Raw genomic sequence first — 24,696 nt, 5'->3', positions numbered from 1 at the left:
ATAGGCATGCGTGTCGTGATCGTCGGAGCCACGGGGAACGCCGGAACCGCCCTCCTGCGCCGTCTGAGCGCCGAGCCGGGCGTCGAGATCGTGGGGGTGGCGCGCCGGTTGCCGTCGCCCACCGGGGTGTATGCCAACGCCACCTGGCACTCGGTGGACATCGGCTCGTCGCCGGCCGAGGACAGGCTGGCCGAGGTCTTCGCCGGGGCCGACGCGGTGGTGCACCTGGCCTGGCAGATCCAGCCGAGCCACGATCAAAAGCTGCTTTACCGTACGAACGTGCTGGGCAGCCGGGCGGTGGTCAAGGCGGTGCTGCGGGCGGGGGTGCCGGCGCTGGTCCACGCGTCGTCGGTCGGCACCTACTCCCCGGGCCCCAAGGACGCCTTCGTCCGGGAGAACTGGCCGCGCGCCGGGGTGCTGCAGTCCTCGTACAGCCGGCACAAGGCGCTCGTCGAGTGGATGCTCGACCAGGTCGAGTCCGACCACCCCCAGCTGCGGGTCGTCCGGCTGCGCCCGGGGCTGATCTTCCAGCGCGCGGTCGGCACCGAGATCTCCCGCTACTTCGCGGGCCCGCTGCTGCCGGCGTGGCTGCTGCGCCCGCAGTGGCTGCCCGTGGTGCCGTCCCATCCGGGGCTGCGCATGCAGGCGGTGCACGCCGACGACGTCGCCGACGCGTACGCCCGGGCGGTGCTCTCCGACGCCCACGGCGCGTTCAACATCGCCGCCGGCCCCGTCCTCGATCCCGCCGTGGCCGCGCGCACGTTCCACGGCGTCCAGCTGCCGGTGCCCGGTTTCGCCCTGACCGGCGCGGCCGCCGCGAGCTGGTGGCTGCGCCTGCAGCCGGTCGACTCGGGCTGGGTGCACCTGGGCCTGCGGGCGCCGCTGATGTCGTGCGACCGGGCCGCCACCGAGCTGGGCTGGAGCCCGCGCCGCGATGCCGTCAGCGCCCTGAAGGAGCTGGTCGCGGGCATGGCCGATCGGGCCCACGACGACGCCGGCCCGCCGCTGGCCGGCCACCCCGACCTGCCGGGCCGGCTCGGCGGCCTGCTCAAAGGACGCCTGCCGGGCACCGGCAACCCCTACTAGGCGACCAGCGGGAGCCCGACGCTGCCGGTCATGCGGCTCAGGGCTTCCGTGCCGTCGAGCGGGCTCGAGAGCAGATAGCCCTGACCCAGCGGGCAGCCCATCCGCAGCAGCATGTCGCGGTGGGCGACGTCCTCGATGCCCTCGGCGATCACGGTCAGCCCGAGCGACTGGGCCAGCGCGACCAGACCGGTGACCAGCGCCGTGTCGTCCAGGAACGTCTTGTCGATCTTCACCACGTCGAGCGGGCGGCGGCGCAGGTCGCCCGGCGCCGAGTGGCCGGTGCCGAAGTCGTCGATCGCGATGCCGACGCCGAGCTCGCGCAGGGCGGCCAGGTCGGCCCAGATCGCGTCGTGCTCGGCGGCCAGCAGGTTCTCCGAGAGCTCGAGCATCAACGCCTGCGGCGGCACCCCCGCGTACGCCAGGGACTGCTTGACCTGCTCGACGAAGGCGCCGTCGCGGAACTGGCGGGCCGACACGTTGACGCTGACGTAAGGCCGGCGGCTGCGGGGCAGCGTGCGCCACCACTGCGCCACCGTGTGCAGCGCCTGGTCGAGCACCCAGCGGCCCATCGGCACGACCAGGCCGCTCTCCTCGGCGACCTCGAGGAACTCGGCCGGCGCGATCACCCCGCGGGTCGGGTGGTGCCAGCGCACCAGCGCCTCGAAGCCGACCGCCTCGTCCGTCCGCAGATCCACCACCGGCTGGTACGCGAGCAGGAAGTGTCCCTCGTGCACCGCGTGGCCGAGGGCCGAGCGCAGTTCCAGCCGCTCCACCATCGAGTCGTGCAGGTGGGCCTGATAGGGGCGCCACTGGTTCTTGCCGGCGCCCTTGGCCACGTACAGGGCGAGGTCGGCCTGGCGCAGCAGCTCGTCGGCGGTGTCGGCCTCGGGCGTGGTCGTGATGCCGATGCTGGCCACGGCGGTCAGCTCCGAGCCGTCGGCCATGGCGATCGGCTCGGCCAGCGCGGTCAGGATGCGCTGAGCCGTCTCCTCGACCGCCCCCGGATCCTGCACGTTCTCGACCAGGGCGGCGAACTCGTCGCCGCCGAGCCGGGCCGCGGTGTCGTCGGCCCGCAGCGCGCCCGCGATCCGGTCGGCCACGCCGATCAGCAGCTGGTCGCCGGCCGCGTGCCCGAGCGTGTCGTTGACCTTCTTGAAGTCGTCCAGGTCGATGAAGAGGACCCCGACCACCGAGCCGTCGCGGGCGCCGCGGGCCAGGGCGTGGCCGAGCCGGTCGTGGAAGAGCACGCGGTTGGCCAGCCCGGTCATCGCGTCGTGGAACACCCGGTGGGTCAGCTCGGCCTCGAGCCGCCGCCGCTCGGTCACGTCGCGCAGGGTGATCACGAGCGCGGCCACGGTCGGGTCGGCCCGCAGGTCCTGCCCGTGCATCTCGAGCACCACATCGGCGAGGGCGCGAAAATCGAGACCCTCGTGCGGACCTTCCCCCGTACGCAGGGCGGCCAGCACCTCGGTCAGCCGGGCACGCTCGGCCGGGTGCATCACCGCGGGCAGCGGGAACCCGGTCGGGTCGTCGCCGAGCACGCCGGCCGCGGACGGGCTGGCGTACCGGACCCGGTCCTCCTCGTCGACGATCAGGATCACGTCGGAGGTCTTCTGCACGAGCGTCCGGAAGTAGGTCTCGCTGTTGCGGCGGATCACCTCCTGGCTCAGCCCGATCCGCTCGAGGGCCAGGGCGGCCTGGGTGGCCAGCACCTCGATCGCGCGCAGCAGGCCGGGCAGCTCGGGGGCGGGCGCGGCCACGTGCAGCACGCCCAGCAGCGGGTCGCCGGTCGGCCGGTCGGCCAGCACCAGCGGGCAGCGCAGGGTCATCGGGAAGTTGGTCAGCCGCACCGAGACCGCCCAGTCGACGTCGCGCGTCGCCATGATCCGCGCGGCGGTCCCGGTCGACCGGTCCGCCGCCGCCTCGGACGACTGCGGCCCGTCCTGAACGATCGTCACGGCGAGCACCACCGCGTGCGGGGTGTCCGGGGGCAGCAGGTGCGCCACCGCCGTCCGTACGGCGTCGGAGACCTGATCGGTGTCGGCGGCCGAGACGAGGGCCGCCGAGGCCTCGCGCAATGCCCGCTCGCGACCCAGCGCCCGCCGGTGACCGGCCATGATGTCGGCCATCCGCACCAGCACGAGCAGGAAGGTGAGGGCGCTGAGGGCGGCCACGACGGTCAGGTCGGGCACCTCGCCGTCGCGCACCATGCGCACCAGCAGCACGACGGGCGCGGTCATCGAGGCGATCCCGAGCAGCACCAGCCGGCCCCGGCCGAGCTGGGCCACGGGCAGGCCGGCCGGGCGGTCGAGCTCGGCCATCGACGGGTGCAGCGCGGCCAGGCCCGCCGCGGTGTAGAGCGCGAACCGGCCCAGGCCGACGATGTAGGCAGGCCCGCCGAGCAACGACATCTCGTAGCCGACGTCGCTGATCAGCATGACCGCCAGCCCGGCCCCGAGCACCCGGCCCGCCCACGCGGTGGCCCCGCTGACCAGCAGCCGGGCCAGCATGCCGACCAGCAGCAGGTCGCCCAGTGGGAACGCCACCTGCTGCCAGGTCTGCGCGGCCGCGCCCTGCAGGTTGGGGCCGATCACGAAGCTCCACGACAGCAGCGCGACCCCGGCCGTGACGGTCAGCGAGTCGAGCAGCGCGGCCCGGTCGCGGGGGTCGCCGGCGCGGCGCCGCAGGAAGGCCACGAGCATGAAGGCGAGCACCGGATAGCTCGCGAGCACCAGCACCGAGCCGACGTTGTCGAGGCCGGGCAGCCGCACATGGGCCCAGTCGGGGGCGCGGAACATCGCCGTGCCCAGCACCGAGAGCACGAGCGCGGTGGTCAGCATGCGCCAGGGGAAGCGGTGGACGGGCCGGTTGCGGCGGACGCCGAGCGTCACCACGACCACGGCGGTGACTCCCGCGAGCAGGCGTACGGGGGTCTGCGCGCCGGTCGGCACCAGCACGAAGAGCACCGCGAGCACCGCCATCCAGCCGCCGAAGAGGGCGGCGGCCCAGCGAGCCGGCATGTGTGTTCCTTTTTCCGCAGGGGACGTGCGCCGTCTGATCGGTCCGCCGTGGCCGTGGTTGAGGAACCAGGGACAATCGGCTGGTGCTACTGGAGTTCATTCGCGGCAACACCACCCCCGCGCCCGTCCCGTTCGTCCCCGAGATCACGCTCTTCCAGGCGGACGAGCCGATCGCGCTGTGGGAGAAGACCGAGGCGGCGGGGGTGGCCCAGCCGCCGCCGTTCTGGGCGTTCGCCTGGGCCGGCGGGCAGGCCCTGGCCCGGCACGTGCTCGACCACCGCGACCTGGTCGCGGGGCGCTCGGTGCTCGACTTCGCGACGGGCTCGGGCCTGGTCGCGGTGGCCGCCGCCGTCGCCGGGGCACACCCGGTGACGGCCAACGACATCGATCCGTATTCGCTGGCCGCCGCCACCGCGAACGCGGCCGCCAACGACGTCGACGTGATCGCGCTGGAGGAGGACATCCTCGACCGCGACGACGACTACGGGGTGATCCTGGCCGGCGACGTCTTCTACAGCCGCGAGATGGCCGCCCGGGTGCTGCCCTTCCTGCGCCGCGCGGCCGGCCGCGGCTCGCTGGTGCTGGTGGGCGACCCCGGCCGGGCCTACCTGCCCGATTCCGGCCTGATCGAGCGGGCCGCGTACGACATCCCGGTCCCGGTCTCGCTCGAGAGCGTCCCGACCCGGCACACGAAGGTCTGGCAGCTGATCAACCGCTGATCCCGCGCAGGAAGATGTCCACGCCGGCCAGGAACTGCGCGCGGTCGTCGTGCTCGCTCAGCAGCGCCGCCGCCTCCTGCACCACCGGATCGGGGTCGCTCCCGGCCCACTGCGCGGCCAGCGCCTCCAGGTAGTCCTTCCGCGCCGCCTCGTCGGGGGCGCGCCGGGCGGCCGCCGCGCCGAGCACGTAGTTGACCAGGGCCGCCCCCGCGTCGCCGAGCGCCGTCCCGGTCAGCCCGAGCCGGTGCAACTGGGTCCCGACGCCCTTCCAGATCCGCAGGACGGCGGGCTGGGCCGGGTCCCGGGCGAGCTGCGCCCCCAGCCAGGGGTGCGCGTCGATCGCGTCGAAGACGGCCAGCGCCAGCTCCCGGATCGGCGCGTCGCCCAACCGGACGACGTCGTCGGCGGCGGCGGCGAGCAGCTCGTCCTTGTTCGCGACGTGGTGATAGATCGCGCCGCGACCGGTCGCCAGGCGATCGGTGACCGCCCGCAACGTCAGCCCGCCCTCGCCCTGCTCGTCGAGGATCCGTACGGCCGCCTCGACGATGCGCTCGCGGGACAACGCGTCGGTGCGCCGAGGTGTCATGAACACCATCTTGACAGAGTTGGACCGACGGTCCAATAGTGGAGTCAATGGACCGCCGGTCCAATCCCAGGAGGGGGGATGAGCTACGTCGATACCTACCTGCACGACGTCGACCGGCGGCATCCGCGAGCGGCCGCGGCGGTCGGGGCCGGCGCCCTGTACGCCCTCGAGCCCGGCCAGGGCTTCCTGGCCCATCGAGAGGCCGGGAACGTCATTCACACGTACGTCGTGCTCAGCCGCCCGGTCGAGTGGTTCACCCGCGCCGCCCTCACCCGGGAGCGCGTCGCCGCCGAGTTCACGGGCTGGGCGCCCGAGCTCGTCGCGCTGATCGCCGGCAGCGACACCCCACCCGTCCTGCGCAGCATCCACCAGCTTCTCGATCGCCACCGCTGGGCCCGTACGCCCGGGGTCACGCTGCTCGGCGACGCGGCCCACGTGACCGTGCCCGGCGGCGAGGGCGCCAACCTCGCGATGCTCGACGGGGGCGAGCTCGGTCAGGCGATCGCCGCGGATCCGGGGACGGCCCTGGCGACGTACGAGGAAAGGATGTTCGCCCGCGCCGAGAGCGAGGCCGTCGCCGCGCGCGAGACGATCGAGCTGATCTTCGGGGCCGGCGCGCCGCGGGGGCTGGTCAGCCTGTTGAACGGTTGAGCAGGGCGCGGAGGGCGAAACCATCCTCGACTGTGTCGTCGGGATCCGGGCCACCGGGCTCGGCGGCGGTGCGCGGCGACGGCATGAGGATCGCCCGGCCGATGCCCGCGCGGCGGCCGCAGACGATGTCGCGCCGCGGGGTGTCGCCGACGAACCAGCAGGCGGCCGGGTCGACGCCCAGCGCGTCGGTGGCGTTCCAGATCATCTGCGGGTTGGGTTTGCGGACGCCGGCCTCGTCGCTGTAGACCTGCACCGCGAACAGCTCGCCCAGGTGCGACTTGTCGAGGAAGTCGCGGTGGGCGGCGCCCGCGAGGGTGTTCGAGACGACGGCGAGCGCCACACCGGCGTCCGCGGCGCAGTGCAATGCCTCGACGATGCCGGGCCGCACCGCCCAGCTGTCCCGATAGGCCCACTCGTAACTCAGCTTGCGCACGGCGCCGCGGACGGGGACCTGGGCCGCGGGCGGCCAGCCGGGCAGGATGAACCGCTCCCACACCTCGGCCTGGCTCAGCTCGTCCGGCCAGTCCTCGTCGCGCCACGCCGCGTAGGCCTCGGCGCCCGTGGTGAGCGCGCGCTGGATCTCGCCCGGCGTCAGCGCGCCCCGGGTCAGGTTGAAGATGCGCAGCACGAGCCCGGGCGGCGCCGTCCGCTGCGGGGGCGCGTCGGCCAGCACGCCGCCGAAGTCGAGCAGGATCGCCGCGGGTCGCATGTCAGCGCGCGTTCAGGGTCCAGGCGCGCACGCCGCCGACGATGCCGGCCGTGTTCGGCACGACCACCACCTCGTCTCCCATCCGGGCCAGCTGGGCGGCGGTGATCAGCCGCGAGTTGCCGCCGCCGAGATACAGCCTGTCCCACAGGAAGACGGGCCGCAGCCCCTCGACCACGTTGCGCACCCGCCGCGACCAGAGCGCGTCCCCGAGCCGACGACGCTCGTGCTCCCCGATATACGTGTCGTAGGACATTCCCCACCGTACGGGGGCCTGGCTCATCTCCAGATGCGGCGCGAGCGCGCCCCCGTCGAAGAGCGCGCAGCCCAGGCCCGTGCCGAGGGTCAGCACCAGCTCGCAGCCGGTGCCCGCGACCACCCCGGCCCCGTGCACCTCGGCGTCGTTGAGCACCAGCGTGGGCCGGCCGAACGCGTCCTCGAGCGCGGTGCGGGCGTCGAAACCGAACCACGCCTCCTGCAGCTCGGGGTCGATCTTCGTACGGGGGCCGGAGCGGGTGATGTAGTGCGGGGTCGCGACGACGACGCCGTGGCGCAGCATGCCCGGCATGCCCACGGTGACCCGGTCGTGCGCGGGCAGCCGCTCGCCGAGCTGCGTCAACGTCTTGACGAAGAGCTCGGGGGGCAGCGGGTACGGAGTCGGGACGCGCAACGGCTGGGCCCGCATCGTGCCCGCCTCGTCGAGCACGGAACCCTTGATGCCGCCGCCGCCACAGTCGATCGTCAGGGTGAAAGCCACGCCGCCAGTTTGCATGGAGTACACCTCCTCGCACAGCCATTGTGACCCGGTATCGTCGCTGCGGTGTCGAGGGCAGTCCGGGTCAGCACCCGCAACGCGAGCTTCCAGCAGTGGCAGGCGCTGCTCACCAACCGCACCAAGCGGCACCGGGCCGGCGAGTTCCTGGTCCACGGCGTGCGCCCGATCACGCTGGCCGTCGAGTACGGCTGGGAGATCCGCGACCTGATCTATCCGGACCGGCAGTCACTGTCGGCGTGGGCGCGCGACATGCTCGACCGTACGGGCGCCCGGCCCGTCGCGATGGACCCGGCGCTGGTGGCCGAGCTGGCGGACAAGGAGTCGGCGGAGCTCATCGCGGTCGTGGGACTGCCTTCTTTCTCTGATTTGCCGGAGGCGGACCTCGTGGTCGTCTTCGATCGGCCGTCGACGCCGGGCAACATCGGCACGCTGATCCGCTCGGCCGACGCGTTCGGCGCCGCCGCCGTGGTGGTCACCGGGCACGCCGCCGACCCGTACGACCCCAAGGCCGTACGGGCCAGCACAGGTTCACTCTTCGCGCTGCCGGTCCTCCAGCTCGACCGCCACGACCGGCTGCTCGACTGGGCCGCGAAGGGCGGGGTTCAGCTGGTCGGCACCGACGAGCACGGGGCCGTCGACGTGGCCGACCACGACCTGACCGGCCCGACCGCGCTGCTGATCGGCAACGAGACCAGCGGGCTCAGCGCGGCCTGGCGCGAGGCCGCCGACGTGCTGGTCCGCATCCCGATCACGGGCGCGGCCAGCTCGCTCAACGCGGCCACGGCGGCCACCGTCATCCTGTACGAGACCAGTCGCCAGCGGTCCCGCGGCTGACCTTCTCCCACGCCCGCAGGTCGGCCGCCCGGCTCGCCTGGGCCGCCGCGATGGCGTCCACCGCGTCGTGCCCCAGCGCCAGGTGCAGCGGCGCGTCCGGGTCGTTGACGGCCGCGACGATCGCCGCGGCCGCCTTGGCCGGGTCGCCGGGCTGCGAGCCGTCCATGCCGTCGACGGCGGCGCGGGTCTGCGAGGTCGAAACCCCGTACGCGTCGATGGTGCGCGAGCGGTGCATGCCGCCGCCCCCGAACCCGGTGCGGAACGCCCCCGGCTCGACGATCAGGACCCGTACGCCGAACGGCACGACCTCGGCCGCCAGCGACTCGGAGAGGCCCTCGAGCGCGAACTTGGCCGCGCAATAGGCCCCGAACCCCGGCATGGTGACCTGGCCGCCCATCGAGCTGATCTGCACGAAGGTGCCGGATTTCTGGGCCCGCAAATGGGGCAGGGCGGCCTTGGTGACGGCGACCGCGCCGAAGAACATCACGTCCATGATCGCGCGGAGCTCGGACATCGTGAGCTCCTCGACCGCGCCCACACTGCCGTGCCCGGCGTTGTTGACCACCACGTCGAGCCGGCCCAGGTCGCGCACGGCCTCGGCGACCACCCGCTCGACCTGCTGTTCGTCGGTGACGTCGAGAGCGGCCGTACGGGTGGCGCCCAGCCCGTCGAGGGTCTCGGGGCGGCGGGCGGTGGCGACGACCTGGTCGCCCGCGGCGAGGGCGGCCTCGGCCAGGGCCCGGCCGAATCCGGAGGAGCAACCGGTGATGAGCCAATTCTTCATGCGCTCCACGCTGGCTCGCCCGCCCCCGGCGCACCAACACCGGTTCCCTGCCGCCGCTACAGTCCCAGACTGTGAGTGTCGAGCTGCGCCACCTGCGCTACTTCGTCGCGGTCGCCGAGCAGTCGAGCTTCAGCCGGGCCGCGCAGCAGCTGCACATTGCCCAGCAGTCGCTGTCGCAGCAGGTCGCGGCGCTGGAGCGGATGCTCGGGGTGCGGCTGTTCGACCGCGACACCCGCGGCGCCCGGCTGACCGCGGCCGGTGCGGCGTTCCTGCCCTCCGCCCGTCTCGTTTTGGAGCAGATGGAAAAGGCGATTTCCTCCGTACGGGGTGGGCTTCATCTCGCGTTCCTCGAGTCGACGGCCAACTACATGCTCCCGCCGATCGTGCGAGCCGTTCGATCCCGGTTCCCCGACGCCTCGCTGACCACCCACAACGTGCCGATCGCGGCCCTGGTCGAAGGACTGCGGGACGGGCGATTCGACGCGGGGTTCACCCGGCCCCCGCTGGTCGCCGACCTGGCGACGCGCGAACTGGTCACCGAGCCGGTCTGCATCGTGCTGCCCTCGGCCCACCGGCTGGCCACCCGCCCGTCGCTGCGCCTGCCCGACCTGGCCGACGAGGACTGGGTGTTCACCCCGCGCGCGTCGTGGCCGCCGTGGCACGAGAAGTACGACCGTGACTTCGCCGCGGCCGGGTTCACCCCGCGGATCGTCCAGCGGGCGGCCGGCGTACCGAACCTGCTGGGCCTGGTCGCCGCCGGCGTCGGGGTGACATGGCTGGCCCAGTCGGCGCGCAGCATCCGCGGTGGCGGGGTCGCATTCGTGCCGCTCGAGGACCAACGCGCAACGACGGTGGTGGCGTGGCGGCCCGGCCACGAGAACCCCCTGCTGACCGACCTGCTCGCACTGGCCGACGAACTGGCCCGCACCCTCGACCTGACCAGCTGGGGCTGAACCCGCTTCTGGCGCGCCCTTCCTCTTGCGCGGCTCTCCCTAACGCGGCCTCTCCCCCACGCCGGCTCTCCCCGCGCGGCCTCCCCCTCACGCCGGCTCTCCCCACGCGGCCTTTCACACGCAGGCTCTCCCCACGCGGTCTCTTCCCCGCGCGGCGTTCAGAAGCGGGCGAACGAGCGGATCGTCATGCGAGGGCCGAACTTCGGGGCGCCGATGCCGCCGTGGCCGAACAGGTCGCAGACCCGCCCCCGGTGACCCGCGAACGGCGTGAGCAGCTCCAGCATCCGCTCGTCGGTGCCGCGCGCCTCCCCCGCCAGCGCCCACGCCACCGTGTTCGGGATGTGGAAGTCGCCCACGCTCACCGCGTCCGGATCCCCGTACGCGACCCGGACGACCTCGGCCGCCGTCCACGGGCCGATGCCGGGCAGCGCGACCAGCCGGGCCGTGGCCTCGGTGGCGTCGGCGCAACGCTCCAGGCGGGCGGCGACCACGGCGGCCCGCTGCAGGGCCTGGGTGCGGCGCTGCTCCATCCCGAACGGGTGGAACACCCAATACGGCGTCTCGGCGATCACCGCGGGGTCGGGCGGCAACATCAGCTCGACCGGCCCCGGGGCGGGCTCGCTGAGCTGGGTGCAGATCATCCGGTACGCCCGGTGGGCCTCCTTGCCGGTGACCTTCTGCTCGAGGATCGCCCGCAGCACGCTTCGGAAGACCAGTCCGGTGGCTGGCATCCGTACGCCCGCGAAGGTCTTGGCCAGGCGCGCGACGAGCGGATGGGCCGCGGCGAGGGCCGGGAAAGCGCTGAGGTCGTCGCGCAGGCCGGCGATCGCGTCGGCGCGGTCGAGCACCCAGCCCGCGGCCGGACCGTAGCCCGTGGCCAGCAGGCCGTCGCCGTCGCGGCACAGGTGCAGCGTGGCCGGGCCGTCGGGGGTGCGCACGGCCAGCCAGAAGTCGTCGCCGGTGAAGCGGCCGCACGGGTCGTGCTTGGGGACCAGCAGCGACCGGACCGAGGCGCCGAACTGGTAGCGCTCGGGCGGGGACAGCCTGCGGGTCGAACTCACCGGAATACTGTGCCACCTTCGCGAGCCTCTGCCCACTCCCCGCCGCCTTTCGGTGGGCAGGCCGATGGCCCTGACCGCGCTCCCGGTCAGGGCCATCGGAAGGGCGAACCGGACACCCGAGTGGTCCGGACCGCCGTGGAGCTGCCGCTGCTGGTCGTCCGTCAGGGGGAAGGACGACTACCCGGATTTGATGGGGGGCCCTGTCGGGGACGGGATCATGTCGGTGACCCCGTCCCGTCCAGGTTCGCCTCCGGGATGAACGGCGTGGCTCCTAGTTCTTCATCAGTTGCGACCGCCACCGCGGCGGTTGCCGACCTGGATCTTCACCACGTCGAAGGCGGGCGTCTGGTTGGCCCGGACCATCATCGGGATGCGGTGCGAGCCGTCACCGGCCCACGAGGCGCACTGCGCGGTGCCGGCGTCGGGCAGGCCCGGCACCTGGATCTGCACCGAGTCGGGCTGCGCGCCGCCGCGGCTGTCCTCGGTCGCCACGAAGAACGCGGGGACCGGGTCGGGCGCGGGGGCCTCGTTGAGGTTGGGCAGCATGCGGCAAGCGGTGTGGAAGTGACCGCGGACCAGGCCGTTGGCCAGAACCGAGGACTCCACGTAGTAGCCACCCTGGCCGGCCGCGAGGAACCGGTCACGGATCAAGTTGCGGGTGCTCACGGTGATCGTGAACGGGGTGTTCGGGGCGACCCGAGTGGGCGCGTTCGTGATCAGCAGGCTCGGGTTGGCGTTGGCCTCGCCGACCTCACCGAACTCGGTCGAGACGCAGCGGCTGCCTTCCTGGAAGCCGTTGTGCGGGGTCAGGTTGCTGGTGTCACAGCTGTTGGTCAGCACGCCCAGCCCGGCGCCCGGAGGCGGGGTGGTCTCGCCACCGTTGCCCTGGTCACCACCCTGGTCGCCACCGTTGCCCTGGTCGCCACCGTTGCCCTGGTCGCCGCCCTGCTCGCCACCGTTGCCCTGGTCGCCGCCCTGCTCGCCACCGTTGTTGCCCTCTTCGCCGTTGCCCTGGCCGTTGTCGCCGCCATTGCCCTGGCCGTTGTCGCCGCCATTGCCCTGGCCGTTGTCGCCGTTGCCGGCACCCTCTTCGCCGTTGCCCTGACCGTTGTCGCCGTTGCCGGCGCCCTGGTCGCCGCCCTGCTCGCCACCCGCGCTCGGGTCGGCGGCGGGCTGGGTCGCGGCCTCGGTCGGCGGCGTCGTCTGGTTGCCACCGTTGTTGCCGACGTTGTTCATCACCCAGTTGCGGCAGCGCGTGCGCAGCGTCTGGGTCGACACGGTGTCACCGGCGCCGTCGTCCGGGTGCTGGGTGACCTTGCCACCGTTCGTGGAATACGTGCCGCGGCGCGTCTCCGTCGAAAGGTTCGTGCGGTTGGGCGCCTGCACCCTGTCGCATGCGGCCAGCGCCTTGCGCTGAGTCCGGTCGGTGCTTGCGTTGGAGACCTGGGTGACGGTCACGATGCCGCCGAAGGCCACCAGCGTGGCTGCTACCGCGATGATGCGGCGCTTGCCACTGAACCAGTTGTTGCTCCTGGATGCGCGCCGGTACTTGGACCTTCGCATGGGGGTGACACCTTTCTGTTACGCGACTGAACTCGGCTGGGGCTACCGAGCCCGGAAGATGCGCATGGACGTGATGACGCCGGCCACGAGAGCGGCGGCGAGGACAAGCAGGATCACGGTGGTGCTGACGCCCGGAATGCCGCCGCTGCTGCTGGCTGCCGCGAGCATCTGCCCGTCCACCGGGACCGGTCCACTGCCGGGGTTCGCGGGGGCGGGAGCTGTGGGAAGAGCCGCGTAGTCGACGATGTTGCTCGACTCCAGCAGCGTCATGTGGGTCATGACGAACTGGTTGGCCTCCTGAGCGAGCTTGCGCACGGAGTCGTTACGCGTGGTGGAACGGATCGTGGCGATGGCCGGGAAGATCTTGCCGTGCGCGGCCCGAAGCCGGTCGATGAAGATCTGGTCGAACGTCGTCGCGTTCGCGTCCTTCATCTCCTGCAGCCAGAACTGCTGGTCGTCGTTCGGCTTGCTCGGCAGGTCGATGTTGAGCTTCTTGGCCACCTCGCGGTCGAGCTTGTCGAGCACGACGTGCTGCGCCGCGATCGACTGACCGATCTTGACGACCCGCTGGTCGTTCGACTTCTCGACCGCCATGTTGCCGGCGGGGATCTCCCACAGGCCGGCCAGGCGCACCTTGATGACGAAGTCCTTGTCGGCGTCGCTGATCGCGCCGACGCCCTTGTCGCTCAGCCCGTTCGAGCTGGGCACCGGAATCGGGTCGCCGGGAGCCGCCTGAACCGGGCTCACCGGCGCGAGCACAAAGGCCAAGGCCGCCGTGGAAATGCCCACCAACCAACGCGTCGTCCGGCGCGATGTGCGAGTGGTAAGCATTTTTCCTCTACCTCCGAGTCAGCGATTTAATGAAGGACTTATTAAGCGCGGGGCTGATCAGTAGCTGTAGTCACTGCCGGTGCCGGAATCGTCACTCGAACCGGCGCCGTCACCCGCGGAATCGTTGGCGGGCGGCGCGACGGGCTTCGACACCTTCGGCAGGCAGGTGAGGTTCTTGGCGCCGTCGGGCTGGATCACGAACCAGGTGCCGTTGACGTTCTGGCCCTTCCAGTTGCCCGGCTTCTTGTCGCCGATGTAGGTGTAGAGCGGCCAGCCCTTGAGCGTCAGCTGCTTGCTGCCGTCGGCCCGGGTGACCGTGCCCACGAGCTTCGAGTCGACGCCCTTGAGCTTCGGCTTGCCGTCGTTGGTGAGCGACGGCGGCCAGATCTCGGCGCAGTCGCCGACGCAGTTCGACTTGGCCGGGTTGTTGCCGTCGTTGTCGAAGCGGTAGAGCACGAAGCCCTCGTCGTTGACGACGACCTTGCCCATCCGCGCGACCTTGCTGCCGGTCAGGGAGTTCGTCGCCTCGTCGTCGCTGAGCTCGGGGGCGGCGTTCGGATCGCCGGGGCCCTCGGTCGCGTTCGGGTCGGCCTGGGCGGCCGGGTCGCTCGTCGCGGCGGGGTCGGCCTCGGGGCCGGCGGTGGCGGCGACGTTCTCGGCGGCCGGCTCAGCGGCGTTGCCGTAGTCGCCTCCGTCGTACCCCTGCGGGGCGCAGCCGGTCACTGCGAACGCCGCGGCGATTGCGGCGCCGACGACCATCAACTTTCGCTTCTCCGGTACCACGTGCCCTCCAGGCTTGTTTCTTCGTCTGGCGTTTCCGGGCTGTAGTACGCGGGCGGGGTCGTGGCGGTTGAAGAAAGTTCCCATCAATTTCCGAGTTTTTGGCGAGACCTCGCCGGACCTGCTTCCCTAAGGAAAAGGAAAGGACCCCGGCCGTTTGGCCGGGGTCCTTTTCCGTACTGGACTCGTTACGGAACGCGCACCAGGGTCTCGCCGGCACCGTTGGCGCCGATCTCCTGCACCTGCACGTGAGCGATCTCGTCGCGCGGGGTGGCCGTGACCGCCTGCAGCAGCAGCGGCTCGGAGTTCTTGGCCGTGCCCCAGCCGTTCTCCCCCACCGTCCACGTCGACAGCGGCTCGGTCGTGCCGTCGGTGTGCACGGCCACCAGCCGGCAGACCTTCGGACCGGTGATGTTGGAGATCGAGAACGACACCTGCGTGCCGAACGTCTTCGTCTCGAAAGCCACCGAAGCCTGAACGCCCGAGCGCGGGTCGGAACCGTCGAACCGCTCGCCCGCGAGGTCGGGCCCGCCGATGCCGGGGCCGCCCTGCGCGTTGGGCAGGGGGTCGAGCTGACCCTCGCCACGCTGCGCCGTGTTCGTCGTCGCCGGATCGTTCGTCTCGCCGCCGAAGACCTGGCCGCCCACGAAGAACGCGCCGATCGACAGCATGGCGAAGACGACGACCGCGGCGGCCAGGCTGTAGAGCCGCCGGCTGTTCGCCCGCTGCCGCTCGTGGCTGACCTCGCCGATCACCTTCTGCAGCATGAACCCGTCGCGCCGGGTCTCCTCGGCGACGACCACGGAGTTCGCGTCGACGTCGGCCAGCAGGTCGGCGACCTCGACGAACGACTCCAACTCGTATGCGCACTTCGAGCACTCGATGAGGTGGTCCTCGAAGCGAGCGGCGTCGTGTTCGTCGAGCACACCCAAGGCATACGACGCGACGTCGAAGTGATCTTCCTGTGTCATTCGGTCACCCCCCGTTGCTGCAACGCCGTCCGCAACGCACGCAGAGCGTAATACACCCGTGACTTGGCGGTGCCCAACGGAAGGTTGAGCTTCTCCGCCGCTTCCGGCACCGTGCGGCCCCGGAAGTACGTCTCGATGAGGATCTCGCGGTGCGACTGGCTGAGCTCGCGCAGCGCGTCGGAGACCGTCATCGACTGCAGCACGCGGTCGGTGTCGTCGGCCTGGCTGGGGAAGCTCTCCAGCTCGCGGTCGTACGTCTCGGCGGGCCGGGCGCTCGCGCTGCGGTGATCGTCGATCGCGATCCGCCGAGCCACGGTCACCAGCCACGGCCGCAGCGACTGCTGCCCCTGCGCGCCGAGCCGGTGCGCGTTGCGCCAGGCCCGGAGCAGGGTCTCCTGCACGATGTCTTCCGCGCGCTGCCGGTCGCCGCCGGTCAACCGCAGGACGAACATCAGCAGGGGGCCGGCGTGCTCCTCGTAGAGCATCTTGACCAAAGTGTCTTCGTGACTCGCCCCCGCCGGGGTCGCGGCCTCGTGCCGCGGCGCCTGCCGGGGAATCACCGAACCACCATCGCCCGCACTACGGCCTCCGTCGAGTGACTGCCACCGTCCATCGGAACGCTGCTGTGTCATCAGGCGCACCCCGCCCGGCGCCAGCCGATGCTCGGCCACCGCATGCATTGATACCTCCGCCCGGAGTTTTCCCCGTCGCCTGAGATACGGCTGGGGACCGCCATCGGGATCAACGCGGACGGGAAAATTTCGGGGAGCGGTCTCAAACGGTCCTCCGGTCTCGTGTGGGGGGTCACGAGGCACATGGAATGCGGAGCAAATTTCATCGATCTGCACCGATATTCCGGCCAGGGCAGCCGAATAATACTCAGCCACACGCGTCCCATGAAACGCCCTTCTGAGCAGCCGGGACGCACCGCTCGTGCGGCGCTACCGCTGAGTAGGCAACCTTGTGCGGAGCGTCTCCGTCTCGCATACTGGGAGCGCTCCCAGGAGCGTTTGCTAGCCCGTTCGGAGGACATCCGCCCTCCATCCGGCCTGTTCACGTGTTCCCTGTCTCAACGATCCCGGTTAGACCGTTCTGTCGGATCTCCCAACCGGCCGCCCCGCATAGCCCCACCGCCACAGCCTGTGGATAACTCGACGCCGCCGATTCGCCGCTGCCGTAAAATGTGGACAGCCGCGCGCTCCGGCCGGCGTCTCGAATTAGGGTGGGGGTCCCCCTAGGTCGGGCGGGTTAGGGCTGGTTGCGGGTCGAGCCGATCATGAGGCCGACCGGGCGAGCCACGCGCCCACCGGGGCCAGGCCAACCACGAACCGACCGAGCGGGTCAGAAGCTCCCCAGAAACCGTGCCGACGACAAGGCCGGCCGCCGATCAGACCTGGAACCGCCTGACCGCAGTAGTGGTAAGCGTCGTGAAGTGCATCCGGAAGCTCCCACCCACCGCATCAACAACAGCTCCGATCGCCCCCAGCACCTCGGCCAACTGCCCCGCCGGCATCCTGGTGAACAACCCCTGGGTAGGCAACTGATCAAGCCACTCGTCCCGCGTATAGACCCGCGACCACTCATCGCTCCACCGCTCCACGGCCCCAAACCCGCCCGAGGCGCGTAGCCCCTCATCGGCCCGGTCAAGCAGCGCCCCATACCCCACAGCCGCCGAGACCCCGCGCACCCCGGCCAACGGGCTCCCCGGCATGAGCCGCTCGAAGACGTCGGCGAAGCCCGCACCGACCGCCCCCACGGGCTCCGCCGCGTTCCACAGCAACGCCACCCGCCCACCCGGCCGCAACACCGAGGCGGTGGCGACGGCTCCGGCCGAGGGGTCGACCCAGTGCCACGTCTGCCCGGCCACGACAGCGTCGAAGACCCGCCCGCCCGGCGACCAGTCCTCGAACCGCCCCTCGTCGACCTCGAACCCCTCCCCCCGGGCGTAGGCGGCCATCCGCGGATCGGGTTCGACCCCGAGCACTTCACAGCCGGCCGCCCGCAGCTGCCGGGCCAGAATCCCGGTGCCGATGCCGACGTCGAGAACCGACCGCCCCGGGCTGCGAGACACGATCCGTTCGATCAGGGCGTCCGGGTAGCGAGGCCGGCTCCGGTCGTAGCGGGCGGCATCAACCCCGAAGGACTCGGCGATCCGGCGTTCACGATGCGGAGTGGGCATGCGCCCACTCTAATGGGCAAGCGCCCACTACGCCATGTGCGAGGCTGGACCCGTGCCGACCGGAGTGGCGCTGCGCGACGTACGCCAGCAGTTGTTCGACGCCGCCGAGCGCGTTCTCGTGCGCGATGGTCATGCCGCGCTGACCAGCCGCGCCGTCACCGCCGAGGCCGAGGTGGCCAAGGGTGTGCTGCATCGGCACTTCGCCGACTTCGACGAGTTCCTGGCCGAGCTCGTGCGCCGCCGCGTCGCCGGCCTCGAGGCCTGGGGCGCCACCATGATCGAGCACGCCGGCACGGGTGACGTCGCCGAGAACATCGCCGACTTCCTCTTCGGCGTCTTCGACCGGGTCGGGCTCGGCCTCATCTCGCTCGTCATCGGGCGCGGCGAACTACGGACGCGCCTGCACCGGTCCTTCGGAGTGCCCATCCTGGCCGAGGCCACGGCCGTGATCGCCGCCTACCTGAACGCGGAAAGGCGGATGAATCCGGAGATGTCGGCGCTCGGTGTGGTCGGCGCGGCTCACCTGGTCTTCAGCGAAAAAGAACCAACTGATCCCGACCGCGTACGGGATCTGGTCGCCAAGCTCATCGCGACCGGGCGGTAGCCAGCGTCAACGCCCGATGCAGCACCCGCGAGTCGCCCAGCATGCCCCGCAGCCGGCGCTCCAGCCCGGCGATCGGCACCAGATTCTGCGGCGCCCGCGGGTCCTTGTACGCCGACGACGCGAACCGCGGCAGCGTCGCCACCGAGACGTCGGCCAGCTCGATCGCCTGCTCCGGGGCCAGGTCGGGCGAGCACTCGACCCGCACGATCCCCGACCACGGCGCCCCCGACGCGCCGGGCAGCCGCAGATACCACGACCAGCCGCCCCACACCGTGCCCAGGTGGAAGACCGGGGTCCGCTGCCCGGGCCGCAACGACGTCACGACCGTGGTCAGCGAGGCCGGCAGATACTGCTTCTGCTGCGTCTTGACGTAGCCGATCGTGCGCGGCAGCTGACGCCGGTTGCGCAGCGGCCCGTCCACGACCAGCAGGTCGTCGGCGGCCAGGGAGGCGCCCATCTCGCGCGCGGCCGACGAGATGTCGATCTCGAGCGCGGTCAGCGGCGCCTGCACGGCCGCGGGCAGCTTGCTCGCCTCGCCCGTGCCGTGGATGCGGTGCACCTCGTAACGCACCGAGCCGGCCTGCACGTCCTCGGCCGACGGGCTGGCGGTGAACAACCCCCGGCCGACGCGCGCACCCACCAGCTCGGCGGCCCCGCGGGCCAGGTCGCAGCGCACCACCCCGGCCGCGTACGAGGCGGCCAGCCCCGCGTACGACGTGCCGTCCTCCTCAGCCGTCCACAGCCCGGCGTCGTTGCGCCGCACCCCGTCGACCAGGAACACCACGTCGGGGCAGCGCACCGCGGGGGACGCGTCGATAGGCGCCCACTCGGCCGCGGGCACCTCGACGTCGGTGTCGACCTGGGCGCTGCTGGGCGAGGCCGGCCCGTCCCCGCCCTCGGCGCCGCCCTCGAAGGACGACCCGTACGACGGGTCCCACGCGTCCACGAACATCCTGGTCAAAGGCCCACCCTCGTCACGTGCGCCGTCCGCGCGTCCTTGTGCACCTCGAACCGCACCGGCACCCGCTCGGCCAGCGCGTTGACGTGGGTGACCACGCCGACCATGCGATCGCCCCGGGCGGCCAGGTTTTCCAGGGTCGCCGCCACCACGTCGAGGGTGGCCGCGTCGAGCGTGCCGAAGCCCTCGTCGAGCACGATTGACTCGAGGCTGGCGGCCGTGGTCGACATGCCCGCGAGCTGCTCGGAGAGGGCCAGCGCGAGCGAGAGCGAGGCCTGGAACGTCTCGCCCCCGGAGAGCGTGCGCACCCCGCGCCGCAGCCCGGCGTCGTGGTGGTCGATCACGTAGAACTCGCCCTTGTCGTGGATCAGGTCGTACTGCCCGCCGGTGAGCTCGCGCAGGATCCGCGACGCGCCGTCGACCAGCATGTCGAGCGCCTCCTCGAGCAGCCAGCGCTCGAAGTTGTTGGCCCGCAGGTGCCCGGCCAGCGACTTGGCCACCCGCATCTCGCGCTGCAGGGCCATCCGCTGCTCGGTGAGCTCGCCGACCTGGTCGCGCCGGTCGGCCAGCCGCCGCCAGGTCGCCTCGGCCCGTTCGACCGCCACCGCGGCCGCCCGGATCAGGGCCGACTCGTCGGGCTGGGGCACGGCGACCCCGGCCGCGGTGAACAGCGCCGAGATCTGCTGCAGCACGGCGACCGTGGACTGGTGGGCGTCGGCCACGGCAGCCTCGGCCGCGGCCCGGGCGGTGGCACGCTCGGCCGCCTGCTCGGTGGCCCAGCCGGCCAGCGTCGACCACGCGCCGGCGAGATCGTCGCGGTCGGCCGGCGGCGGGGAGAACCGGGCGACCCGATCCCGTACGCCGTCGAACTCGCGCCACGCGGAGCGCTGACGCTCCTCGGCGGCGACCACCGCGGCCTGGGCCTGCCGCTGCGCGGAACGGGCCGTGCGCACGGCCGTGCCCGCCCGGTCGAGGTGCTTCTGCAGCTTCTCGATCTCGGCCAGCTGGCGGCGCAGCGCGTCCGCCCCCGGCGACTCGGCCACCGCGGCCCGCGCCTCGGCCATCCGCGACAGGTGGTGCTCGTGCTGGGCGCGCTTGCGTTCGAGGTTGCTCTCGAGCTTGCGGGCCACGGCGTCGCGCTGCTGCCAGGCGGCCTCGGCGACCTCGGCGGCGGCCCGGGCGGCCTTGCCGGTGGTCTCGGCCGCCCGCACCGAGGACTCCTCGGGCACGGCGGGCACGGTCGTCACGGTCTGCTCGCACACCGGGCAGTGGTCGCCCGCCGCCAGGTGTGCGCGCAGGGCGGACGCCCGGTCGATGCGCTGGGCCTCCACATAGTCGAGCCGGGCCTGTTCGAGCAGCTGGGCCGCGCCGAGGTGGGCGCTGTGGGCGATCTCGGCGGCGGTCGCGGCGTCGCGGTGCTCGACCTCGGCCACCGACACCTCGCCCGCGAACCAGTCGGCCTGGCCGGTGAGCCGTTCCAGCTCGGCGTGCCGGTCGAGCATCAGGCTGAGCGAGCCGGCGTCGCCGGCCGCGGCGAGCTCGCCGCGGATCTTGTCTTCCTTCTCCTCGGCCCCGCGCACCTCGTCCGCGGCCTCGGCGGCGGCCGCGCGGGCGGCCGCGGTCACGCCGGCGGTCTCCACGCTTGCTTGCGGCGTCCGCACGGAGGAGAGCAGCCGCAGGTCGGCGTCGAGCGCGTCGCGGGTGGCGGCGGCCTCGGCCTCGGCCGTGCGCCGGGCGCGCAGACCCGGCATGGCCGACTCGACGGCGGCGGTGAACTCGCGCATGCGGGTGACGTGCTGACCGGCCGCCTCGACCGCCTCGTCGGTGGCGTCGGTCAGCCCGGCCAGGCTCTGGTCGACCACGGCCAGCTTGCCCTCGGCGGTCTGCGCGCGGCCGGTCGCCTTGGTCTGCACCTCTTCATAGATGTGCAGGCCGAGCAGGTTGACCAGGATCTGCTGGCGGGTGGCCGGCTTGGCGTGCAGGAAGTCGGCGAACTGGCCCTGCGGCAGCACGACGCAGCTGGTGAACTGCTCGAACGGCAGGCCGACGGCCTCGAGCACGGCCGTGTCCATCTCGGCCGGGGTGCCCGCCAGCACCTCGCCCAGGTCGTCGAGGTCCATGCCGGTGTCGAGCTTGGTGACGTCGAACCCGGGCGGCATCAGCTGCAGGCCGGCGCCGGCGGTCTTGACGTTGCCCCGGCCGTCGCGGCGCACCACGCGGGTGGCCACGTAACGGTCGCCGGCCGACTCGAAGACCAGCCGCACCCGGGCCTCGGTGGCCGACGGGGCGAGCGCGTTGACGATGCCGCGGGCGCCGCCCCAGCGCGGGACCGTGCCGTAGAGCGCGAACGTGATCGCGTCGAGGACCGTCGACTTGCCCGAGCCGGTCGGCCCGACCAGCGCGAAGTAGTCGGCGTCGGTGAAGTCGACGGAGGTCTCGTCCCGGAAGACGGTGAACCCTGCCATGTCCAACCTGATGGGCCTCAAGATCCGTCTCCACTTCGTTCCGCCGGATCAGAGGCCAGGGCGCTGAGCCAACCGCGCTCACTTCGTTCGCTCATGAGTGAGTGCTCACCTCGTCGTACAGCTCGTCGAAGAGTTCGCGGACGCCGTCCTCGGCGTTCTCACGACTGTCCAAGTAATCGCCGAAGAGCTCGCGTGGCGACCGCCCGGCCCGCTGTGCCATTCGCTCCCCCACCCGGTTGGGCATCATCTCGGGGTCGATCCGCACCTCGAGGGCGTTGGGCAGGAGCTCCTGCACGTCCTCGCGGAGACCGACCCGCGGCTTCTCGCGCACGAGGACACGGAGCCAGGCATCCGGAAGGTTCACCGTTGAGAGCTGTTCGAGCGTGCCGCGCACCGTCCGCAGGGCGACCGCCCCGGTGATCGGCACGTCGCGCACCCGGGCCGCCTTGTCGACGCTCACGTCCACGATCGCGACCGACGAGACGTTCTCCTCCTCGCCGAAGTCGATCGCCAGCGGGCTGCCGCTGTATCGCGTCGGGCACGGCGAGATCACCTGCTGGGCGCGGTGCAGGTGGCCGAGCGCCACGTAGTGCGCGTTGCGCGGGAAGACCGTGGCCGGCACGGCGTATCCCATGATCGTGTGCGCCTCGCGCTCGCCGCCGCCGGCCGACGCCCCGACGATGGTCAGGTGGGCGGTCAGCAGGTTGACCACGCCGGGATCGCTGAAGCCCTCGGACAGCTTCTCGATCAGGCGGGCGATGTGATCCGCGTACGTCTGGGTGGCCTCGGCCGCGGTCAGGTCGTACATCTCGGCGGCCCGGATCGCGTAGCGCTGGGAGAGGAACGGCAGCGTGACGAGCTGCCACTTCTCGCCGCCGGCGGTCTCGCCCTTGATCAGCAGCTCGTCGGCCTTCTCCTTGACCGCGCCGCGCAGCGTGATGCCGGCCGCCTCGGCCCACGGGCGCAGCGCGTCGAGCGCCGGGCCGTTGTCGTGGTTGCCGCCGATCGCCACGACCTGGGCGCCGGTGTTGCGCAGCGCGGTCAGCGCCCGGGTGACGACCCGCGTCGCGTCGGCCGTCGGGGCCGCGGTGTCGTAGAGGTCACCGGCGATGACGACGAGGTCGGGACGCTCGGCCCGGGCCGTGTCGACCACCTGGGCCAGCACGCGGATGTGCTCCTCGTGCCGGTTGCGTCCCTTGAGGACCTTGCCGACGTGCCAGTCGGACGTGTGCAAAATGCGCATCGCGGAACCTTAGAACGGAATGTCGTCGTCGGACGAGCCGGCGCGGCTGCCTACGACGGCGAACGGATCGGCCCCCTGCACGATCGACTTCATCGTCTCGGAGGGCGGCGGCCCCGACTCCGACTTGCGGGTGGCCCAGGCCGGGAACGGGAACTCCACGCAGAGCGGGACCGGGATGTCGGGCTGGTTGACGAACATCGTGCCGGGCCGGGCCAGCAGCGCGCGCTGCCGCATGGCCGGGGGCAGGAAGCCGTATTCGGGCCGGGCGGCCTCGGCCGGGTCGAGCCGGCCGACCACGCGGATGGCCGAGTTCGTCACGATCCGCCGCTCGACCTCGCTCGCCGTCTGCTGGGCGCCGATCAGGATGACCCCGAGCGAACGGCCGCGCTCGGCGATGTCGAGCAGCACCTCCTTGATCGGCGAGGTGCCCTCGCGCGGCGCGTACTTGTTGAGCTCGTCGAGCACCACGAAGAGCAGCGGGCGGCCGGTGCCGGCCTTCTCCTTCTCCTCGAACTCGGTCTTGAGCGTCACGCCGACCACGAACCGCTGCGCGCGGTCGGGCAGGTTGTGCAGGTCGACCACGGTGACCTGGGCCGAGTCGGCGGTCTTGATCTGGTGCGGGCGGCGCTGGGCGAGGTCGCCGCGGATCAGCCGGGCCAGGTCGCGCTTGCTGCCGATCAGGCGCCGGGCGAAGGCGTTGACCGTGCCCATGTTGACCGCGCTGCCGGCCCACGTCGAGCGGGTCTCGTCGTCGGTGAGCTGCTCGACGATGTGATCGACCAGATCCCCGTACGACCCCAGGCGCTTGCCGTCGATGCTGATGCCGCCCTCGGCCGGGACGGAGTGGCGGTGCAGGTGAGCCGTGACGGAGTGCACGACCATCGTGTATTGCTGGCGCTCGTCGTCGGCGTCGGCGAAGACGTAGGGCAGCAGGCGCAGCGAGGCGAACTCCTCGAGCGTCCAGTAGAACGTGTCGACACCGGTCAGGCGGCTGCTGACATCGGGGGCGCCCGACGAGTCACCGGCCCGGGGCGGCGCATAGACCCGTACGTCGGAGAAGGGCGTGGCCGGCAGCTCGAGCAGCTTGTAGGCCGCGCGGGTGCTCTCGTCGAGCTTGGTGTTCGGGTGGTCGAGGAAGAGCAGATCCTCGCCCTTGACGTTGAAGATCAGCGCGCGGGCGTTGGTGCCGTCGGCGCCGAGCGCACCCGAGCGGAACACCGAGTAGAGCAGGAACGTCGCGAAGCTGGTCTTGGTGGCCACGCCGGAGATGCCGGAGATCGAGACGTGGGCGCCGCGGGTGCCGTCGAGGAAGTCGGCGTTGAGGAACACGGGCACGCCGTCGCGGCCGGTGCCCATCGGGATCCGCCGTTCCATCCGGTCGAAGTGCAGCGCGGCGTCGCGGGCCTCGCCGGTCGCGCGGTGCACGATCGCGCCGGGCGCGGGCGGGACGTAGAGCTCGGGGTCGACGCGGGTGGTGGTGATCTCGGCGGCCTCCTGCACCAGGGCCGGCAGCGTGCCGTCGGCGATGGCGAAGACGTCCGAGTCGAACTGGGCGCCCTCGTGCCGCGCCCGCACCTGGGTCACCACCCCGGCGATCGTCACCGGTTCGCGGTCCGGAAGGTCACGCTTAGTCACCACTACGTCGTCGAGCTGGAGATAGCTGCCCGGGGTCACGGCCGTCCAGAACTGGAGCGGGGTCGCATCGGCCGTACCAAGCACCCGCCCGACGGGGGAAGAATCGTCAGACACGCCGCTCATCGTGCACCAGGGGTACGACAGAACGCGCACCAGGCGTGGGTTGGCACGAGTTGTCCACAAGAACTAGTGCTCATACACAGAGTTATCCACAAGATCTTGACGTACGGGTGGAGGCGCGCCCGGGAACGAACCGATGTGAGCCGATCGGTCAAAGACGGGGTGACGGAAC

At 71.9% G+C, this 24,696-nt stretch carries 22 protein-coding genes; 6 read left to right on the top strand and 16 right to left on the bottom strand.

Annotated elements, in window-relative coordinates:
* Positions 1-6 precede the first annotated feature (6 nt).
* Complete coding sequence (locus tag JKJ07_RS05735; protein ID WP_202990193.1) at positions 7-1,086, top strand: NAD-dependent epimerase/dehydratase family protein; 1,080 nt, start codon at positions 7-9, stop codon at positions 1,084-1,086.
* Here the strand turns inward: JKJ07_RS05735 and JKJ07_RS05730 are convergent.
* Positions 1,083-4,106 carry a putative bifunctional diguanylate cyclase/phosphodiesterase gene (locus tag JKJ07_RS05730; protein WP_202990192.1) on the bottom strand — a complete coding sequence of 1,008 codons (3,024 nt, stop codon included), beginning with the start codon at positions 4,104-4,106 and terminating at the stop codon, positions 1,083-1,085. The two genes, JKJ07_RS05735 and JKJ07_RS05730, sit on opposite strands and share 4 nt — an antisense overlap.
* Before the next feature lie 83 nt (positions 4,107-4,189).
* Between JKJ07_RS05730 and JKJ07_RS05725 the strand changes: the two genes are divergently transcribed.
* Entirely contained in the window at positions 4,190-4,825 is a 636-nt protein-coding gene (locus tag JKJ07_RS05725) for a class I SAM-dependent methyltransferase (RefSeq protein ID WP_202990191.1), read from the top strand.
* Here JKJ07_RS05725 and JKJ07_RS05720 read toward each other — a convergent pair.
* On the bottom strand, positions 4,815-5,411 hold the full coding sequence (locus JKJ07_RS05720) for a TetR/AcrR family transcriptional regulator (RefSeq protein WP_202990190.1): 597 nt from the start codon (positions 5,409-5,411) through the stop codon (positions 4,815-4,817). The genes JKJ07_RS05725 and JKJ07_RS05720 overlap by 11 nt on opposite strands.
* A gap of 78 nt (positions 5,412-5,489) precedes the next feature.
* Between JKJ07_RS05720 and JKJ07_RS05715 the strand changes: the two genes are divergently transcribed.
* Positions 5,490-6,062 carry an FAD-dependent oxidoreductase gene (locus JKJ07_RS05715; protein ID WP_202990189.1) on the top strand — a complete coding sequence of 191 codons (573 nt, stop codon included), beginning with the start codon at positions 5,490-5,492 and terminating at the stop codon, positions 6,060-6,062.
* Here the strand turns inward: JKJ07_RS05715 and JKJ07_RS05710 are convergent.
* The gene (locus JKJ07_RS05710; RefSeq protein ID WP_202990188.1) at positions 6,043-6,771 is read right to left on the bottom strand and encodes an HAD family hydrolase; all 729 of its coding nucleotides are present in this window, start codon (positions 6,769-6,771) and stop codon (positions 6,043-6,045) included. The genes JKJ07_RS05715 and JKJ07_RS05710 overlap by 20 nt on opposite strands.
* Before the next feature lies 1 nt (position 6,772).
* Entirely contained in the window at positions 6,773-7,525 is a 753-nt protein-coding gene (locus JKJ07_RS05705; protein WP_202990187.1) for an ROK family protein, read from the bottom strand.
* 63 nt (positions 7,526-7,588) lie between these two features.
* Between JKJ07_RS05705 and JKJ07_RS05700 the strand changes: the two genes are divergently transcribed.
* A complete protein-coding gene (locus JKJ07_RS05700; protein WP_202990186.1) occupies positions 7,589-8,377 on the top strand; it encodes a TrmH family RNA methyltransferase in 789 nt (262 codons plus the stop codon).
* Here the strand turns inward: JKJ07_RS05700 and JKJ07_RS05695 are convergent.
* Positions 8,337-9,161 (bottom strand): oxidoreductase, encoded by an 825-nt coding sequence (locus tag JKJ07_RS05695; protein ID WP_202990185.1) that lies wholly within the window; start codon positions 9,159-9,161, stop codon positions 8,337-8,339. The genes JKJ07_RS05700 and JKJ07_RS05695 overlap by 41 nt on opposite strands.
* Before the next feature lie 71 nt (positions 9,162-9,232).
* On the opposite strand from JKJ07_RS05695, the gene JKJ07_RS05690 reads away from it, so the two are divergent.
* On the top strand, positions 9,233-10,114 hold the full coding sequence (locus JKJ07_RS05690) for a LysR family transcriptional regulator (protein WP_202990184.1): 882 nt from the start codon (positions 9,233-9,235) through the stop codon (positions 10,112-10,114).
* Between the two features lie 158 nt (positions 10,115-10,272).
* On the opposite strand, the gene JKJ07_RS05685 is transcribed toward JKJ07_RS05690, so the two are convergent.
* From JKJ07_RS05685 to JKJ07_RS05655, 7 genes are all read right to left on the bottom strand, one after another.
* Positions 10,273-11,175 carry a DNA-3-methyladenine glycosylase family protein gene (locus tag JKJ07_RS05685; protein WP_202990183.1) on the bottom strand — a complete coding sequence of 301 codons (903 nt, stop codon included), beginning with the start codon at positions 11,173-11,175 and terminating at the stop codon, positions 10,273-10,275.
* A gap of 282 nt (positions 11,176-11,457) precedes the next feature.
* Positions 11,458-12,738, bottom strand: a complete 1,281-nt coding sequence (locus tag JKJ07_RS05680; RefSeq protein WP_202990182.1) for a Pecanex-like protein 1 — start codon at positions 12,736-12,738, stop codon at positions 11,458-11,460.
* Between the two features lie 42 nt (positions 12,739-12,780).
* Positions 12,781-13,485, bottom strand: coding sequence for a DUF4142 domain-containing protein (locus tag JKJ07_RS05675; RefSeq protein WP_307834132.1), 705 nt, complete (start codon positions 13,483-13,485; stop codon positions 12,781-12,783).
* Positions 13,486-13,626: 141 nt separating this feature from the next.
* Complete coding sequence (locus JKJ07_RS05670; protein WP_202990770.1) at positions 13,627-14,328, bottom strand: COG4315 family predicted lipoprotein; 702 nt, start codon at positions 14,326-14,328, stop codon at positions 13,627-13,629.
* 209 nt (positions 14,329-14,537) lie between these two features.
* Positions 14,538-15,320 (bottom strand): anti-sigma factor family protein, encoded by a 783-nt coding sequence (locus JKJ07_RS05665; protein WP_202990180.1) that lies wholly within the window; start codon positions 15,318-15,320, stop codon positions 14,538-14,540.
* Positions 15,317-16,000 carry a sigma-70 family RNA polymerase sigma factor gene (locus tag JKJ07_RS05660; RefSeq protein WP_133875041.1) on the bottom strand — a complete coding sequence of 228 codons (684 nt, stop codon included), beginning with the start codon at positions 15,998-16,000 and terminating at the stop codon, positions 15,317-15,319. The genes JKJ07_RS05665 and JKJ07_RS05660 overlap by 4 nt, the downstream gene beginning before the upstream one ends.
* A 707-nt stretch (positions 16,001-16,707) precedes the next feature.
* A complete protein-coding gene (locus JKJ07_RS05655; RefSeq protein ID WP_202990179.1) occupies positions 16,708-17,499 on the bottom strand; it encodes a class I SAM-dependent methyltransferase in 792 nt (263 codons plus the stop codon).
* A 52-nt stretch (positions 17,500-17,551) separates the two neighbouring features.
* On the opposite strand from JKJ07_RS05655, the gene JKJ07_RS05650 reads away from it, so the two are divergent.
* Positions 17,552-18,103, top strand: coding sequence for a TetR/AcrR family transcriptional regulator (locus JKJ07_RS05650; RefSeq protein WP_202990178.1), 552 nt, complete (start codon positions 17,552-17,554; stop codon positions 18,101-18,103).
* Here JKJ07_RS05650 and JKJ07_RS05645 read toward each other — a convergent pair.
* From JKJ07_RS05645 to JKJ07_RS05630, 4 genes are all read right to left on the bottom strand, one after another.
* Positions 18,084-19,064 (bottom strand): hypothetical protein, encoded by a 981-nt coding sequence (locus tag JKJ07_RS05645; protein ID WP_202990177.1) that lies wholly within the window; start codon positions 19,062-19,064, stop codon positions 18,084-18,086. The two genes, JKJ07_RS05650 and JKJ07_RS05645, sit on opposite strands and share 20 nt — an antisense overlap.
* Positions 19,061-21,547 carry an AAA family ATPase gene (locus JKJ07_RS05640; protein WP_202990176.1) on the bottom strand — a complete coding sequence of 829 codons (2,487 nt, stop codon included), beginning with the start codon at positions 21,545-21,547 and terminating at the stop codon, positions 19,061-19,063. The genes JKJ07_RS05645 and JKJ07_RS05640 overlap by 4 nt, the downstream gene beginning before the upstream one ends.
* Before the next feature lie 70 nt (positions 21,548-21,617).
* Positions 21,618-22,769 (bottom strand): exonuclease SbcCD subunit D, encoded by a 1,152-nt coding sequence (locus tag JKJ07_RS05635; protein WP_202990175.1) that lies wholly within the window; start codon positions 22,767-22,769, stop codon positions 21,618-21,620.
* A 9-nt stretch (positions 22,770-22,778) separates the two neighbouring features.
* Positions 22,779-24,527: an ATP-binding protein gene (locus JKJ07_RS05630; protein ID WP_202990174.1), complete on the bottom strand. Its 1,749-nt coding sequence runs from the start codon at positions 24,525-24,527 to the stop codon at positions 22,779-22,781.
* Positions 24,528-24,696: the final 169 nt, after the last annotated feature.

This window comes from Paractinoplanes lichenicola, from assembly GCF_016785085.1.
GTDB lineage: Bacteria > Actinomycetota > Actinomycetes > Mycobacteriales > Micromonosporaceae > Actinoplanes > Actinoplanes lichenicola.
Note: the sequence above shows the minus strand (reverse complement) of the source record. Positions and strands in the feature narration are given on the sequence as shown.

Bases quoted from the DNA above. Each gene is read 5' to 3' on its own strand.
- JKJ07_RS05710 (WP_202990188.1), bottom strand. From the start codon at position 6,771: ATGCGACCCGCGGCGATCCTGCTCGACTTCGGCGGCGTGCTGGCCGAC.
- JKJ07_RS05630 (WP_202990174.1), bottom strand. From the start codon at position 24,527: ATGAGCGGCGTGTCTGACGATTCTTCCCCCGTCGGGCGGGTGCTTGGT.
- JKJ07_RS05665 (WP_202990180.1), bottom strand. From the start codon at position 15,320: ATGACACAGGAAGATCACTTCGACGTCGCGTCGTATGCCTTGGGTGTG.
- JKJ07_RS05635 (WP_202990175.1), bottom strand. From the start codon at position 22,769: ATGCGCATTTTGCACACGTCCGACTGGCACGTCGGCAAGGTCCTCAAG.
- JKJ07_RS05735 (WP_202990193.1), top strand. From the start codon at position 7: ATGCGTGTCGTGATCGTCGGAGCCACGGGGAACGCCGGAACCGCCCTC.
- JKJ07_RS05695 (WP_202990185.1), bottom strand. From the start codon at position 9,161: ATGAAGAATTGGCTCATCACCGGTTGCTCCTCCGGATTCGGCCGGGCC.
- JKJ07_RS05730 (WP_202990192.1), bottom strand. From the start codon at position 4,106: ATGCCGGCTCGCTGGGCCGCCGCCCTCTTCGGCGGCTGGATGGCGGTG.
- JKJ07_RS05680 (WP_202990182.1), bottom strand. From the start codon at position 12,738: ATGCGAAGGTCCAAGTACCGGCGCGCATCCAGGAGCAACAACTGGTTC.
- JKJ07_RS05660 (WP_133875041.1), bottom strand. From the start codon at position 16,000: ATGCATGCGGTGGCCGAGCATCGGCTGGCGCCGGGCGGGGTGCGCCTG.
- JKJ07_RS05720 (WP_202990190.1), bottom strand. From the start codon at position 5,411: ATGACACCTCGGCGCACCGACGCGTTGTCCCGCGAGCGCATCGTCGAG.
- JKJ07_RS05655 (WP_202990179.1), bottom strand. From the start codon at position 17,499: ATGCCCACTCCGCATCGTGAACGCCGGATCGCCGAGTCCTTCGGGGTT.
- JKJ07_RS05715 (WP_202990189.1), top strand. From the start codon at position 5,490: ATGAGCTACGTCGATACCTACCTGCACGACGTCGACCGGCGGCATCCG.
- JKJ07_RS05670 (WP_202990770.1), bottom strand. From the start codon at position 14,328: ATGGTCGTCGGCGCCGCAATCGCCGCGGCGTTCGCAGTGACCGGCTGC.